Raw genomic sequence first — 15,176 nt, 5'->3', positions numbered from 1 at the left:
AGGGGTCAGCGCGCGATGTCGGCGAGGAGGGCCGACGTCGCAGCAACGAGGTCGGCGGGGGCGAGCTCGATGTCGAAGCCCCGGCGCCCGCCCGAGACGAGCACCGTGTCGTGGAGCTCGACGGTCTCGTCGATCACGGTGCGGTGCCGCGTCCTCTGCCCGAGCGGTGAGATGCCGCCGAGCACGTAGCCGGTCCTCCGCTGGGCGAGCGCGGGGTCGGCCATCGCCGCCCGCTTGCCGCCGACCGCGGCCGCGAGCTCCTTCAGTCCGAGCGAGCCGGTGACGGGCACGACGCCCACCACGAGCTCGCCGTCCACGTCGACCACCAGCGTCTTGAACACCCGCTCCGGCTCGACGCCGAGCGCTTCGGCCGCCTCGAGCCCGTAGCGCGTCGTGGCCGGGTCGTGCCGGTACTCGTGGGCTGTGAAGGGGATGCTCGCCGCCGTCAGCGCGACGGTCGCCGGGGTCCCCGGCCCGCTCCGCGCCATCAGGCGTCCTGCTCGGCCGCCGGCCCGTGCGCCGCGAAGAGCTGCATCGAGGTGCCGGCCACGCGGATGACCTGCCCCGGCTCGAACGACTCGCCGTGCTCCAGCGGCTCCGGCTCCTCGCTGTTCCACAGGCGCGTGTAGCCGGTGATCCCCTCGCCCTCGGCGAGCACGACCGCGGTGTCCTGCTCGACGCCGTGCACCACCAGCAGGACGCGGTCCGGCTCGCCCTCGACCGGGGTCGAGGCCGCGAGGTACTGCAGCGTCCGGTTGGCGGCGGAGGTCCAGTCGTGCTCGCTCATCCCGCGCCCATGGGCGTCGAACCACGTCATGCTCGTGGCGCCCGGCTCGCTCGCGTCGCCGCTTCCGTAGCGGGAGGGACGCAGCGCCGGGTGCTCGCGCCGCAGGCGCAGCAGGGTCCGCGTGTGCGCGCGGAGCGCGAGCTGCCAGTCGGCCAGGCCCTCCCAGCGCACCCAGGTCAGGTCCGAGTCCTGGCAGTAGGCGTTGTTGTTGCCGCGCTGGCTGCGCCCGGTCTCGTCGCCCGCCGTGATCATCGGCACGCCGGCCGACAGCAGCAGGGTGCCGAGGAGGTTCCGCATCGCCTTGCGCCGCGCCTGCGTGATCCGCTCGTCGGTGGTGGGGCCCTCGAAGCCGTGGTTGAAGGAGCGGTTGGTGTCGGCTCCGTCGCGGTTCGACTCGCCGTTGCCGATGTTGTGCTTGACGTTGTACGAGACGAGGTCCGCGAGCGTGAAGCCGTCGTGCGCAGTGACGAAGTTGACCGATGCGAGGGGTCCCCGCTCCGCCGAGAAGGTGTTGGAGGAGCCCGAGAGCCGGGTCGCGAAGCCGCCGATGCCGACGGGCGCGGTACCGGCCCGGCGGGCGTAGTCGATGTCCGAGAGCCAGAAGTTGCGGGCGCGGTCGCGGTAGCGGTCGTTCCACTCCGACCACCCTGCGGGGAAGTTCCCGGTCTGCCAGCCGCCCATGCCCACGTCCCAGGGCTCGGCGATCATCTTCACGCCGGCCAGCGCCGGATCCTCGACCGCGGCCCGCAGCAGCGGGTGGTCGCTCCGGAAGTGCGCGATCTCGTCCCGGCCGAGGGTCGCGGCCAGGTCGAGCCGGAAGCCGTCGATCCCGACCTCTCCGGACCAGTAGCGCATCGAGTCCAGCGCGAGGCGCTGCGCCGCGGGCCGGCCGAAGTCGATCGTGTTGCCGCAGCCGGTCACGTCCACGTAGTGGCCCTCGGGCGTCTGGCGGTACCAGCCGGCGTCGTCGATGCCGCGCAGGCTCGACATCGGCCCGCCCGGCCCCTCCTCGGCGGTGTGGTTGTAGACCACGTCCAGGATCACCTCGAGGCCGGCCTCGTGGAGGAGCTTCACCATCCCCTTGAACTCGCGGAGCACGGCGGTCGGTCCGCCGCGCTGCGCGGTGGAGGAGGCGTACGCCGCGTGCGGGGCGAAGAAGTTCAGCGTGTTGTAGCCCCAGTAGTTGGTCAGGCCCTGCCGCAGCAGGCGCTGCTCCGACACGAAGGCGTGCACCGGCAGCAGCTCGACCGCCGTGACGCCCAGCTCGAGCAGCGCCGAGACCGTCGACTCGTGCGCCAGGCCGGCGTAGGTGCCGCGCAGCTCCACGGGGAGCGCCGGGTTCAGCCGGGTCAGCCCCTTCACGTGCGCCTCGTAGATCACGGTGCGGTCCATCGAGGTGCCGGGCTGGGAGGAGGAGCCCCAGTCGAACGCGTCGTCCACGACGACCGAGCGCCACTCGTTCTCCGCCACCCGGTGCAGGCCCCGGGAGTACGGCTCCAGCAGGGCCCGGCGCGGGTCGAAGCGGTGCCGGGGGCCGGTCGGCCCGTCGACGCGCAGAGCGTAGCGGCGGCCGGGAGCCAGCAGATCGGAGCGCGCGGACCAGACCGCGTCGTCGTCGCGCGTCAGCGGGACCGTGCGGGTCACCCAGGTCGGGTCCTTCTCGTCGTACAGCAGCAGATCGACGGCGCTCGCGCTCTCGGACCAGACCCGCAGCCCGCCGCCCTGATCGTCCACGGTCACGCCGAGCCGGGCCAGGGGATCGTGAGAGGTCATGCGACTTACAGTAGTGACGGGCACCGGCTCCCTCCGTGCCCCCGATGCGGGACGAAGGGCTGCTGTGATCTACCTCGACCACGCCGCGACCACCCCGCTGCGCGCCTCGGCGCTCGCCGCGTTCGCGGAGGCGTCCGCGCACGCCGGCAACCCCTCCTCCGTGCACGGCTCCGGCCAGGAGGCGCGCCGCCGCCTGGAGGACGCCCGCTCGGCGCTCGCCGGGGTGCTCGGCTGCGAGCCGATCGAGGTGATCCTCACCGCCGGCGGCACCGAGGCGGTCAACCTCGGCATCAAGGGCCTCTACTGGCAGCGCCGGAGCGAGGATCCGGGCCGCGTCCGGGTCCTGGTCGCCGAGGGGGAGCACCACGCGACGCTCGACTCCGCCGCCTGGCTCGCCGAGCACGAGGGCGCCGTCCTCGAGTGGCTGCCGCTCGACGACGAGGGCACCCTGCGACCGGAGGCGCTCGCCGCGGCGCTGGAGGAGGACCCGGCCTCGGTCGCCCTGGTCACGGTGCTCTGGGTCAACAACGAGATCGGCACGATCAACCCGATCGGTGAGCTCGCGGCGGTGTGCGCGCGCGCCGGCGTCCCCCTGCACGTCGACGCGGTCGCCGCCCTCGGGCACGTGCCGCTGCGGATCGCCGAGATCCGCCGCGCCTCCGGCTCCGGTCGCGGTGCAGGACTGGCCGCGGTCAGCGTCTCGGGTCACAAGGTCGGCGGCCCGATCGCCACCGGTGCACTCGTGCTCGCCCGCGACGCCCGCGTGGTGCCGGTGCTGCACGGAGGCGGACAGCAGCGGGGCGTCCGCTCCGGCACCCAGGACGTGCCGGGCGCCGCGGCCTTCGCCGCCGCCGCGGTCGAGGCGGACGCCGAGCTGCCGGCGGAGGCGCAGCGCCTCGCCGCCCTGCGCGACCGGCTCGTCGCGGGCGTCCTCGCCGCCGTGCCGGGCGCGACCCTGACCGGGCCCGCCCTCGACTCCGGACGCCGGGTCGCCGCCAACGCGCACCTCGCCTTCCCCGGCGCGCAGGGCGACTCCCTCCTCTTCCTCCTCGACACGGCGGGCGTCTCCGTCTCGACCGGGTCCGCCTGCACGGCGGGGATCCCGGAGCCCTCGCACGTGGTCCTCGCGCTCGGCCGGAGCGAGGACGAGGCCCGCGGGGTGCTCCGGATGACGCTCGGCCACACCTCGACCGACGCCGACGTCGACGCCCTCCTGGCCGCGCTGCCCGGCGCCTACGCCCGCGCCGCCCGCGCCGGGCTCTCGAACCGCGCGGTGCTGCCCGCCTGAACCCCTGCCGGCCCGCCCGCGGGAAACGTAGACTCGCACGGTGAAGGTTCTGGCGGCGATGAGCGGTGGAGTGGACTCGGCGGTGGCCGCGGCCCGCGCGGTGGAGGCGGGGCACGATGTGGTGGGCGTGCACCTCGCCCTGAGCAGGATGCCCGGCACGCTGCGCACCGGCAGCCGGGGGTGCTGCACCATCGAGGACTCGATGGACGCGCAGCGCGCCGCGAACGTCCTCGGCATCCCGTACTACGTGTGGGACTTCTCCGAGCGGTTCAAGCTCGACGTCGTCGACGACTTCGTCGCCGAGTACTCGGCGGGCCGCACCCCGAACCCCTGCATGCGCTGCAACGAGCGGATCAAGTTCGCCGCCCTGCTCGAGAAGGCTCTCGACCTCGGCTTCGACGCCGTCTGCACCGGCCACTACGCCTCCCTCCGCACCGCCGGCGACGGCTCCCCGGAGCTCCACCGTGCGAGCGACGAGGCGAAGGACCAGTCCTACGTCCTCGGCGTGCTGACGGAGCAGCAGCTGCGGCACTCGATGTTCCCGCTCGGATCCACGCCGTCCAAGGCGATCGTGCGCGCGGAGGCGGCGGAGCGCGGGCTCAGCGTCGCGAGCAAGCCCGACAGCTACGACATCTGCTTCATCCCCGACGGCGACACCCGCGGCTGGCTCGCCGAGCGCGTCGCCCCTGCGACCGGAGCGATCGTCGATCGGGACGGCGCGGTGGTCGGCTCCCACGAGGGCGCCCACGGGTACACGGTGGGCCAGCGCCGAGGCCTGCACCTCGGCGTCCCCGCGCCCGACGGACGGCCGCGCTTCGTCCTGGAGGTGCGGCCGGTGAGCAACGAGGTCGTGGTCGGTCCGCGCGAGGCGCTGCGCATCGGCGAGATCGCCGGCGAGCGGTTCACGTGGGCGGGCGCCGCTCCCGAGGACGCGGACGCGCCCTTCCGCTGCGACGTCCAGATCCGCGCGCACGCCGACCCGGTCCCCGCCTCCGCGGTGGTGTCGGACGTCGATGGCAGGGTGGAGCTCGTGATCACTCCGGACTCGCCGCTCGACGGCGTCGCCCCCGGCCAGACGGCCGTCGTCTACCTCGGCACCCGCGTGCTGGGCCAGTGCACGATCGACCGCACGGTCGCGGCCGACGCCGCGGTGCTCCGATGAGCGCCGTCGAGCCCGCTGCCCGCGTCGAGGAGCTGCGGGCGCGGATCCGCTCGGCGAGCGACGACTACTACGCGGCCGACTCCTCGCCGCTGTCCGACGCCGAGTACGACGCCCTGGTGCGCGAGCTCGCCGCGCTCGAGGCCGAGCACCCCGAGCTCGGCGCCGAGGACTCGCCGACGCAGACCGTCGGCGGGATCGTCGGAGCGGGCCTCGCCCCCATCTACCACGCCGAGCGGATGCTCTCCCTCGACAACGTGTTCTCGGCCGAGGAGCTGCGCGAGTGGTGCGAGAAGACGGTGGCCTCGGCCGACCGCCCCGTCGCCTGGCTCACCGAGCTCAAGATCGACGGGCTCGCGATCTCCCTCCACTACGAGCACGGCCGCCTCGTCACGGCGGCGACCCGCGGCGACGGCCGCACCGGCGAGGACGTCACCGTCAACGCGCTCCGCGTCGCGGGCATCCCCGAGCGCCTCTCCGGCGAGGGCCACCCCGCCCTCGTCGAGGTCCGCGGCGAGGTCTTCATCCCCGTGGCCGCCTTCGCCGAGCTGAACGCCCTCCAGGAGACGCTGCGCGACGAGGCGGTCGAGGAGGCGCGGGCCCGCTGGTCGTCCCGCCCGGCCGCCACCCGCGGCGCCTTCGAGGAGGAGAAGGCGCGCACGAGCGCGCTACGGCGCTTCCCCACCTTCGCCAACCCGCGGAACGCGGCCAGCGGCGGCCTCCGCCAGCAGCTCGACAAGAAGTCCGGTCTCGACCTGCGCGCCGGCGAGGCGCGCGTCGGGTCCCTCGCGCTCTACGTGCACGGCATCGGCGCCTGGCCGGACCCGCCGGTCGCGACCCAGTCCGAGGTCTACGGGCTGCTCTCCTCCTGGGGACTGCCGGTCAGCGGCCACAACCGCGTCTCGGCCTCGGTGGAGGAGGTGCTCGCCTTCGTCGAGCGCTTCGGCCGGGAGCGCCACTCGGTCGAGCACGAGATCGACGGCGTGGTCGTGAAGGTGGACGAGCTCGAGCTGCACGACGAGCTCGGCGCCACCAGCCGGGCTCCGCGCTGGGCGATCGCCTACAAGTACCCGCCCGAGGAGGTGCACACGAAGCTCCTTGACATCGTCGTGAGCGTCGGGCGCACCGGCCGCGCGACTCCGTTCGCCCAGATGACCAAGGTGAAGGTCGCGGGGTCCGAGGTGCGCCAGGCCACGCTGCACAACGCCGACGTGGTCAAGGCCAAGGGCGTGCTCATCGGCGACACGGTCGTGCTGCGGAAGGCCGGGGACGTCATCCCCGAGGTGCTCGGCCCGGTGGTCGAGCTCCGCGACGGCTCCGAGCGCGAGTTCGTGATGCCGACGCAGTGTCCCGAGTGCGGCACCACCCTCGCTCCGGCCAAGGAGGGCGACGTCGACCTGCGCTGCCCCAACGCGGAGTCCTGCCCCGCGCAGGTCCGCGGGCGCGTCGAGCACATCGGCAGCCGCGGCGCACTCGACATCGAGGCGCTCGGCGAGGTCAGTGCCGCCGCCCTGACCCAGCCTCTGGTGCCCGCCGAGCCGCCGCTGCGGACCGAAGCGGGCCTGTTCGAGCTCACGGTGGCCGATCTCTTCCCGATCGAGGTCGTCGTCCGCGACTCCGAGACGGGTCTGCAGAAGCTCGACGCGAAGGGCGATCCGAAGGTCGTCACGCCCTTCAAGCGCAAGCGGCAGCTCGCCAAGGACGGCGCGTTCGACCCGGAGGCGGGAGCCTTCGCGGGGGACGCCGCCTCGGTGCCCAGCACCAACGCCCTCCGGCTGATCGAGAACATCGAGCGGGCGAAGACCAAGGAGCTGTGGCGCCTGCTGGTCTCGCTCAGCATCCGCCACGTCGGCCCGGTCGCGGCGCGCGCGCTGGCGGGCTACTTCGGCTCGCTCGAGGCGATCCGCGGGGCGAGCCGCGACGAGCTCGCCGCCGTCGACGGAGTGGGCGGGATCATCGCCGACGCGCTGATCGCCTGGTTCGAGGTCGACTGGCACGTCGAGATCGTCGAGCGCTGGGCCGCGGCCGGAGTGCGCTTCGCCACGCCCGGCCACCCCGGGCCCGGCGCCGCGGACGCCGCCGGCGGGGTGCTCGCAGGTCTCACGATCGTGGCGACCGGCAGCCTGGAGGGGTACTCCCGCGAGGGGGCCCAGGAGGCGATCCTCGCGGCCGGCGGCAAGGCCGGCTCGAGCGTCTCCAAGAAGACCGACTACGTCGCCGCCGGGCCCGGCGCCGGCAGCAAGCTCGGCAAGGCCGAGGCCCTGGGCCTCCGGATCATCACCGCGGCCGAGTTCCACCTGCTGGTGACGGAGGGACCGGCTGCGATCGCGCTGCCGGAGGAGGCTTCCGTCGACGCTCCGGCGGAGGCGGCTGCCGGCGACGCGGACGAGGACGTCGCGTCGCGGTCCGAGGTCGAGAACGACGCCGTCACGGAGGACGACGCCGCGCCGGACGCGGCCGCCCCGACCACGGAGGAGCCGACCGGGCCCGATGCCTGACGCGGGCGGCGGAGAGCGGCGCGCGTTCCTGCGCCGCTCCCTCGCCGATGCCGCATCGCTCGCGCTCGACGCCGCGGCTCGACCCACCGCCGCCGAGCGCCGGACCGCCGAGGTGCTCGGGCGGATCGACCACCTGGTCGTGCTCTCCTTCGCCGGCCGCAGCCGCGACCAGGTCCTCGGCGCCCTCGACGATGAGGACGGCCCGGTGTTCACCGGCGGCACGGACGCCGTGATGACCGCGCCAGGCCCGGACGATCCTCCGGGCGCGCGCTTCGCCCCCGAGATGCTCCCGGTGCACGCGCTCCTCGCCACGGCCTTCGCCCGGGCCGACCATTGGCGCGCCGACGGCCGCGATCCGCTGCTGGCGGCCCTGCGCGCGGCCCGGGAGACCGGCACCGGCTGGGCTCTCGCGATCGACGAGCGGCAGGGCGTCTCGACCACGCTCCTCGCCGATCCGGAGTGGCCCCACCGCGATCCGGGGGCCGCAGACTCCGGCGGCGGGCGCCTCCTGCCCGTCGAGGCGCTGGCCGCCGAAGCCGCCGCCGGCACCCTTCCTCCGCTCGTCCTGGTCGAGCCGCGCTCCCTCGTCGATCCGGCCGACTTCGCCGACGCCGCAGCCGCCGGCACCGAGCGCTCCGCCGATGCGCGCCTCGCGGAGCAGCTGCTGCACGTCGTGGCCGACGCCGTCCGCGGCGGTGAGCGGGCGGGTCGGCGGATGATGCTCCTCGTCACGGCGCGGGGGAGCGCGGACCGGCCCGCTGCGGTGCCGGCCCTCGTCCTCGCCTCGGCGGTCCCCGCGGGTGCCCGGAGCGAGGTGCCGCTCGGTCCGGAGACTCCCGCGCAGCTCGTGCGCGCCCGGGCAGGCGTGCGCCGCGCCCTCGTCGATCCGCAGGTCCGAGAACTGGCCGCACTCCTGAGCGGTCCCGACCGGCCTCTCGCGCGCTGGCCCCGCACGGCGCCGGCGTTCGCGCCGCCCGCGCCGGTCGGACGGCGCCTCCGCGAGGCGGCCCGCCGCGCACACGTCGACCCGGAGCCGGACACCGGACTGCTCGCCCGCCTCCGGGCCGCCGCCCCGGGCGCGTCGCTACACTCCGAGCAGGCGCAGGCGGCGCAGGAGAGGCGGCGGAGATGAGCAGCGAGCGGACTCCCTCGGAGCACGACGACGGAGCGCCCCGCTCCCGCTCGCGCCGCCGCTTCCTGGCCGGTACCGCGGCCGCCGGAGTCGGAGCCGGAGCCCTCGCCGGCGGCGCGATCGGCGCGGCCGTCGCCTCCGGTCCCCGCCGCGAAGAGGAGCCGCGACTGCCCGCCCGCACGGAGCCGGGCTTCGACCACGTCGTCGTGATCATGTTCGAGAACCGCTCCTTCGACAACGTCCTGGGCCGCCTCTACGGACCGGACGACCTGCCAGCGGGCGAGAGCTTCGAGGGCCTCCTCCCCGACGAGCGGACGAACACCAGCGCCGGGGGCCTGACCGTCGGCACGCACGTCTACGAGGGGGCCACCGACTCCGTGATGCGCCAGCCCGATCCGGATCCCGGCGAGGAGTACCCGCACGTCAACACCCAGCTCTTCGGCACGGTGGATCCTCCCGAGAACGCCGGCCGCACCGTCGGCGCGATGACCGCGCCCTTCAACGCGCCCGCCGACGCCTCCGCCCCGACGATGACCGGCTTCCTCGAGGACTACGTCCAGCACCTGCGGGTGATGAAGAAGGGGCAGGAGCCGACGGCGGAGGAGGCTCGGACGATCATGGGCGGCTTCTCACCGGAGATGCTGCCCGTCTTCTCCACCCTCGCCCGCGAGTTCGCCGTCTTCGACCACTGGTTCTGCGCCGTCCCCTCCCAGACCTTCTGCAACCGGTCCTTCCTGCACGCGTCGACCTCGCACGGCTTCGTCACGAACAAGCAGGGCGGCGGCTACGAGAAGTGGCTCGCCGACGATCTGGCCGACGCGCCGACCGTCTTCAACCGCCTCGAGGAGGCGGGGAAGACCTGGCGCGTCTACTTCGACGCGCTGCAGGTGGTCTCGTACACCGGGTTCCTGCACGCGCCGGTGCTCGAGAAGTACTGGAAGACGCACTTCTCGACGATGGACCGCTTCTACGCCGACGTGGAGAACGGCGAGCTGCCCGACTACGCCTTCCTCGAGCCGCGGCTCGTCTTCGACCACAACGACATGCACCCGCCGACCGGCGTCCTGCACGAGGACGAGGTCGACGGCACGCCCGTCTACGACAGTGCGCTGTCCGACGTCCGCGCCGGCGAGCTGCTGCTGCACCAGGTGTACTCGGCGATCCGGGAGAGCGCGAGCGCGACCGGCTCGAACGCGATGAACACGCTCCTGCTGGCGACCTTCGACGAGCACGGCGGCCTCTACGACCACGTCCCCCCGCCGTCGGCGACTCCGCCGGGCGACGGCCGCGAGGGCGAGATGGGCTTCGCCTTCGACCGGCTCGGCTGCCGCGTGCCGGCGATCGCCGTCTCGGCGTACACGAGGGCCGGCACGATCGTGCACGACGAGCTGCACCACGGCGCCGTGATCCGGACCCTCAGCGCCCTGCACGGCCTCGAGCCGCTGACCGCTCGCGACGCCTCCGCCCCCGACCTCTTCGGGGTGCTGACCCTCGACGAGCCGCGGCAGATCGGCGACTGGCCGACCACGGTGCCGCAATACCTGCCTCCGAACCCCGAGGCGGCGCCCGCGCATCCGGCTCACGTGAACCGCGACAAGCCGCTGAGCCCGCCCGCCGTCGGCCTGATGGGCCTGCTGCTGGCCCGGTACGGCGAGCCCGGCGAGGACCTGCCGACCACCTACGAGGGGGCGTACAACGCCCTCCTGAAGCACGGCGCCAGCCTCTTCGGCGGCTCCTGACGGGCGGGCGGCGCAGGCGGAGGCGGTGCGGGCGCGCCGAGTAGACTGGCGGCCGGAAATCCCCCCGAACCACCAGACGGAGACGCATGTCCGAGATCACGGCCGACACGGTCGCCCATCTGGCCCAGCTGGCCAGGATCGACCTCACTTCCGACGAGATCGGGAGCCTCACCAGGGAGCTCGGCCAGATCGTCGACTCCGTGCGCGCGGTCCAGGCCGTCGCCACGCCCGAGGTGCCGGCGACCAGCCACCCGATCCCGCTCGAGAACGTCTTCCGGCCCGACGTGGTCGGCGAGACCCTCACGCTCGAGCAGGCCCTCTCCGGCGCCCCCGAGCACGACGGCAGCCGCTTCCAGGTCTCCGCGATCCTGGGGGAGGAGCAGTGAGCGCGCACGGCGACGAGCTCGTCCGCCTCAGCGCGTCCGCCCTCTCCCAGAAGCTGGCCGACGGCTCGGTCTCCTCGGTCGAGGCGACCCGCGCCCATCTCGAGCGCATCGACGCGGTCGACGGAGCGGTCCACGCCTTCCTCCACGTCGCGCGCGAGGGCGCCGTCGCGTCCGCCGAGGCGATCGACCGCCGCCGCGCGGACGGCGAGTCGCTGCACCCGCTGGCGGGAGTGCCTCTCGCGGTCAAGGACGTCATCGTCACGAACGACATGCCGACCACGAGCGGCTCCCGCATCCTCGAGGGCTGGCGCCCGCCGTACGACGCGACCGTGATGCGCAAGGTCCGCGAGGCCGGGCTGGTCCCGATCGGCAAGACCAACATGGACGAGTTCGCGATGGGCTCGACCACCGAGCGCAGCGCATACGGCCCCACCCACAACCCCTGGGACCTCGACCGGATCCCCGGCGGCTCCGGCGGCGGGTCCGCGGCGGCCGTCGCGAGCTACGAGGCGCCTCTGGCCCTCGGTTCCGACACCGGAGGGTCGATCCGTCAGCCCGCGCACGTGACCGGCACGGTCGGCGTGAAGCCGACCTACGGCGGCGTCTCGCGCTACGGAGCGATCGCGCTCGCCTCGAGCCTCGACCAGATCGGCCCCGTCTCCCGGACGGTCCTCGACTCCGCCCTGCTGCACGACGTCATCGCGGGCCACGACCCGCGCGACTCGACGTCGCTGCGCGACTCCTGGCCCTCCTTCGCCGACGCGGTCCGCCGCGCCGACGTGACGGGCCTCCGGATCGGCGTGGTCAAGGAGCTCGACGGCGGCGAGGGCTTCCAGCCCGGCGTGCTGGCGCGCTTCCACGAGGCGCTCGAGATCCTCCAGGGCGCCGGTGCCGAGGTCGTCGAGGTGAGCCTCCCGAGCGTCGAGCACGCGGTCGCCGCCTACTACCTGATCCTCCCGGCGGAGGCCTCCAGCAACCTGGCCAAGTTCGACTCGGTGCGGTTCGGCCTCCGCGTCACGCCCGAGGGCGGCGGCACGGTCGAGCAGGTCATGTCCGCGACCCGCGAGCAGGGCTTCGGCCCCGAGGTCAAGCGCCGGATCATCCTCGGCACCTACGCCCTCTCGGCCGGCTACTACGACGCCTACTACGGCAGCGCGCAGAAGGTCCGGACGCTGGTGCAGCGGGACTTCGACGCGGCCTTCGCGAGCGTCGACGTGATCGCCTCGCCGACCGCGCCGACCACCGCCTACCGTCTCGGCGAGAAGCTCGACGACCCGCTGGCGATGTACCGCGGCGACGTCGCGACCATCCCGGCGAACCTGGCCGGCATCCCCGGCATCTCCGTCCCCGCCGGCCTCGCCGACGAGGACGGGCTGCCCGTCGGCATCCAGTTCCTCGCTCCCGCCCGGGAGGACGTGCGCCTCTACAGCGTGGGCGCCGCGCTCGAGGCCCTGCTCGAGGAGAAGTGGGGCCGCCCGCTGCTCGCTCAGGCCCCCGACCTGACCCACTCCGTGCTCTCCGCGACCGAGGAAGGTGCCGTCTGATGGCCTCCGCGCACACGTCCGCTCCCGAGCTGATGGACTACGACGAGGTCTTCGAGACCTTCGAGCCGGTGCTCGGCTTCGAGGTGCACGTCGAGCTCAACACGAAGACCAAGATGTTCTCGGACGCGCCGAACGAGTTCGGATCCGAGCCCAACACGAACGTGACCCCGGTCGACCTCGGCCTCCCGGGATCGCTGCCGGTCGTGAACGAGCAGGCCGTGCGGTACTCGATCAGCCTCGGCCTCGCCCTGGGCTGCTCGATCGCTCCGTCCAGCCGCTTCGCGCGCAAGAACTACTTCTACCCGGACCTGGCGAAGAACTACCAGATCTCGCAGTTCGACGAGCCGATCGCCTTCGAGGGCTCGGTCGAGATCGAGCTGGTCGACGGCTCGCTCGTGCAGATCCCGATCGAGCGCGCGCACATGGAGGAGGACGCCGGCAAGCTCACGCACGTCGGCGGCGCCACCGGCCGCATCCAGGGCGCCGAGTACTCCCTCGTGGACTACAACCGCGCAGGGGTCCCGCTCGTCGAGATCGTCACGAAGCCGATCTACGGCGCGGGGAAGAGCGCGCCCGAGTACGCGAAGGCCTACGTCGCGACGATCCGGGACATCGTGCTGGCGCTCGGCATCTCGGACGCCAAGATGGAGCGCGGCAACCTCCGCTGCGACGCGAACGTCTCGCTCCGCCCGATCGGCCAGGAGAAGCTCGGCACCCGCACCGAGACCAAGAACGTCAACTCGCTCCGCTCGGTCGAGCGCGCCGTCCGCTACGAGATCCAGCGCCAGGCGGCGATCCTCGCCGCAGGCGGCACGATCACGCAGGAGACGCGCCACTGGCACGAGGACACCGGCCGCACCTCCGCGGGCCGGCCCAAGAGCGATGCCGACGACTACCGCTACTTCCCGGAGCCCGACCTGCTCCCGGTCGTGCCGAGCCGCGAGCTGATCGAGGAGCTGCGCGCGGCGCTGCCCGAGAAGCCCGCCGACCGCCGTCGCCGTCTCAAGGCCGAGTGGGGCTTCACCGACCTCGAGTTCCAGGACGTCGCCAACAGCGGCCTGCTGGTCGAGATCGCCGAGACCGTCTCCGCGGGAGCCGCTCCGCAGGCCGCCCGCAAGTGGTGGACCGGCGAGATCGCGCGCCTCGCGAACGCGGCGGGCGAGGACCCGGCCTCCCTGGTCACCCCGGCCCAGGTCGCCGAGCTCGCCGGTCTGATCGAGAGCGGCACGCTGACCGACCGCCTCGCGCGCGAGGTCCTCCAGGGCGTCATCGCCGGAGAGGGCACCCCGCAGGAGGTCGTCGACGCCCGCGGTCTCGCGGTCGTCTCGGACGACGGAGCGCTCATCGAGGCGATCGATGCGGCACTGGCCTCGCAGCCCGACGTGCTCGCGAAGATCCGCGACGGCAAGGTGCAGGCCGCCGGTGCCGTGATCGGCGCCGTGATGAAGGCCATGAAGGGCCAGGCCGACGCGGCCCGCGTCCGCGAGCTCGTCCTGGAGCGCGCGGCCGGCTGAGCCGGTGCGCGGGGAGGTGCGGTCATGAGCGGTGGATCCGGCGTGGCGCCGCTTCCCGCGCGGCTCGAGCTGCCGGCGGGCGCGCTCCTGCGTCCGCTCGTCTCGAGCGACGCGGACCTCCTGCACGCGGTCATCGGCGAGCAGCGCCCGTGGCTCGCGGCTCTCCTCCCGGGGGACGATCCGGCTGCCCTGCCGTCGGCGTCCCTCGGCGACGACGTGCGCGGCCTCCTCCGCCTCGAGGAGGAGGCACGTGCCGGGCGGGCGCACGCGTTCCTGCTCGTCGGTCCGGACCGCACCGAGGCGCTCGGCGCCCTGAGCATCCGACCGGGCGGCGGCGACTCCGCCGAGGCCTCCTGGTGGGTTGTGCCCGCCGTCCGCGGGTCCCGGCTCGAGGAGGAGCTCGACGCGTACGCGCGCCGCTGGCTGCAGCAGCACTGGCCGTTCGAGATGGTGACCACGCCCGACAACCACCCCGATGATCCCGCCTCCCTCGCCGGTGCGAACATCGTCGCCCTCGTGCCCGCCACTCCGGAGCGCACGGCGCTCCCCGAGCCGGACGTGGCCTCGGCGGCGCGTCTGTGGGAGGAGTACCGCTCCGCGCATCCGGGCGTCGACCGAGCGCTCCCGCCGGTCGAGTCCTTTGGCGACAGCACGGCGATGGCGGACGAGCTGCTGGGCCTCGTGCGGCGCGGAGTGAAGACGGCCACCGCCTCCCTCGCCGAGGAGGGGGCGCCCGCTGCGGGCGACCACTGGATCGTCTGCGACGGCGCGGGAGCGGCGCGGGCGGTCCTCGTGACGGACGAGGTGCGGACCGGTCCGCTCGACTCCGTCGACGACGCGTTCGCCTGGGCCGAGGGCGAGGGGGACCGCACGCGCGCCTCCTGGCTCGACGGGCATCGGCGGTACTTCTCCCGCGTCTCACCGGGCGGCATGGGCGACGTGGTCTTCGAGCGCTTCCGCGTGGTCTGGCCGGAGGCCGACGCCGAGCGCGCGGCCGCCTTCGCCCGCTCGGTCGGAGCGTCCCGGCCCGAGGAGCTCGACGGGACTCCCGCGCGGGACTAGGGGGTTTCCCGGATGCCCCGCTCAGGCGCCCTGCGCCAGAGTGGAGTCATGGCTACTCTCGTGCGCCCCCGTCGGGGCAGGATCATCGCCGGCGTCTGTGCCGGTCTCGCCCGCCGATTCGGCTGGAGCCCCTTCGTGGTGCGTCTCCTGTTCGTGCTCTCGTGCCTCCTCCCGGGGCCGCAGATCATCGCCTACCTCGTGATGTGGGTGGTCATCCCGAAGCAGAAGTGATCGCGGCCATCGCTCCGAGCAGCCTCTGAGAGAACGCTCAGCACCCGGAGCGCTGGCAGGCCT

12 protein-coding genes are annotated in these 15,176 nt (G+C 73.8%); 10 read left to right on the top strand and 2 right to left on the bottom strand.

The genetic code is table 11. The features are described 5' to 3' along the window. Window positions 1-5: 5 nt before the first annotated feature. Entirely contained in the window at window positions 6-488 is a 483-nt protein-coding gene (gene ybaK, locus GSU45_RS08800; protein WP_159914295.1) for a Cys-tRNA(Pro) deacylase, read from the bottom strand. Continuing rightward, window positions 488-2,560 (bottom strand): glycogen debranching protein GlgX, encoded by a 2,073-nt coding sequence (glgX, locus tag GSU45_RS08795; RefSeq protein WP_159914293.1) that lies wholly within the window; start codon window positions 2,558-2,560, stop codon window positions 488-490. The genes ybaK and glgX overlap by 1 nt, the downstream gene beginning before the upstream one ends. Window positions 2,561-2,624: 64 nt before the next feature. Here glgX and GSU45_RS08790 point away from each other — a divergent pair, with 64 nt between their 5' ends. The 10 genes from GSU45_RS08790 (at window position 2,625) to GSU45_RS08745 (ending at window position 15,113) form a co-directional block, all read left to right on the top strand. Continuing rightward, window positions 2,625-3,848 (top strand): cysteine desulfurase family protein, encoded by a 1,224-nt coding sequence (locus GSU45_RS08790; protein ID WP_348272057.1) that lies wholly within the window; start codon window positions 2,625-2,627, stop codon window positions 3,846-3,848. A gap of 40 nt (window positions 3,849-3,888) precedes the next feature. After that, window positions 3,889-5,010, top strand: a complete 1,122-nt coding sequence (mnmA, locus tag GSU45_RS08785) for a tRNA 2-thiouridine(34) synthase MnmA (protein WP_244248068.1) — start codon at window positions 3,889-3,891, stop codon at window positions 5,008-5,010. Further along, window positions 5,007-7,505 carry an NAD-dependent DNA ligase LigA gene (ligA, locus tag GSU45_RS08780; protein WP_159914289.1) on the top strand — a complete coding sequence of 833 codons (2,499 nt, stop codon included), beginning with the start codon at window positions 5,007-5,009 and terminating at the stop codon, window positions 7,503-7,505. The genes mnmA and ligA overlap by 4 nt, the downstream gene beginning before the upstream one ends. Next, window positions 7,498-8,637: a hypothetical protein gene (locus GSU45_RS08775; RefSeq protein WP_159914287.1), complete on the top strand. Its 1,140-nt coding sequence runs from the start codon at window positions 7,498-7,500 to the stop codon at window positions 8,635-8,637. Before ligA ends, GSU45_RS08775 begins: the two co-directional genes overlap by 8 nt. Further along, window positions 8,634-10,376 carry an alkaline phosphatase family protein gene (locus tag GSU45_RS08770; RefSeq protein WP_159914285.1) on the top strand — a complete coding sequence of 581 codons (1,743 nt, stop codon included), beginning with the start codon at window positions 8,634-8,636 and terminating at the stop codon, window positions 10,374-10,376. Before GSU45_RS08775 ends, GSU45_RS08770 begins: the two co-directional genes overlap by 4 nt. Window positions 10,377-10,462: 86 nt before the next feature. Beyond that, window positions 10,463-10,762 (top strand): Asp-tRNA(Asn)/Glu-tRNA(Gln) amidotransferase subunit GatC, encoded by a 300-nt coding sequence (gatC, locus tag GSU45_RS08765; protein ID WP_104226848.1) that lies wholly within the window; start codon window positions 10,463-10,465, stop codon window positions 10,760-10,762. Further along, a complete protein-coding gene (gatA, locus tag GSU45_RS08760; protein WP_159914283.1) occupies window positions 10,759-12,306 on the top strand; it encodes an Asp-tRNA(Asn)/Glu-tRNA(Gln) amidotransferase subunit GatA in 1,548 nt (515 codons plus the stop codon). Before gatC ends, gatA begins: the two co-directional genes overlap by 4 nt. After that, window positions 12,306-13,820: an Asp-tRNA(Asn)/Glu-tRNA(Gln) amidotransferase subunit GatB gene (gene gatB / locus GSU45_RS08755; protein WP_159914281.1), complete on the top strand. Its 1,515-nt coding sequence runs from the start codon at window positions 12,306-12,308 to the stop codon at window positions 13,818-13,820. Before gatA ends, gatB begins: the two co-directional genes overlap by 1 nt. A gap of 24 nt (window positions 13,821-13,844) precedes the next feature. Next, window positions 13,845-14,882 carry an ASCH domain-containing protein gene (locus GSU45_RS17235; protein ID WP_244248067.1) on the top strand — a complete coding sequence of 346 codons (1,038 nt, stop codon included), beginning with the start codon at window positions 13,845-13,847 and terminating at the stop codon, window positions 14,880-14,882. A gap of 48 nt (window positions 14,883-14,930) precedes the next feature. Then, window positions 14,931-15,113 (top strand): PspC domain-containing protein, encoded by a 183-nt coding sequence (locus GSU45_RS08745; RefSeq protein WP_104223873.1) that lies wholly within the window; start codon window positions 14,931-14,933, stop codon window positions 15,111-15,113. Window positions 15,114-15,176: the final 63 nt, after the last annotated feature.

It is taken from the genome of Rathayibacter sp. VKM Ac-2801 (assembly GCF_009834245.1).
Taxonomy (GTDB): Bacteria; Actinomycetota; Actinomycetes; order Actinomycetales; family Microbacteriaceae; genus Rathayibacter.
This window is presented reverse-complemented; position numbering and strand designations above follow the sequence as displayed.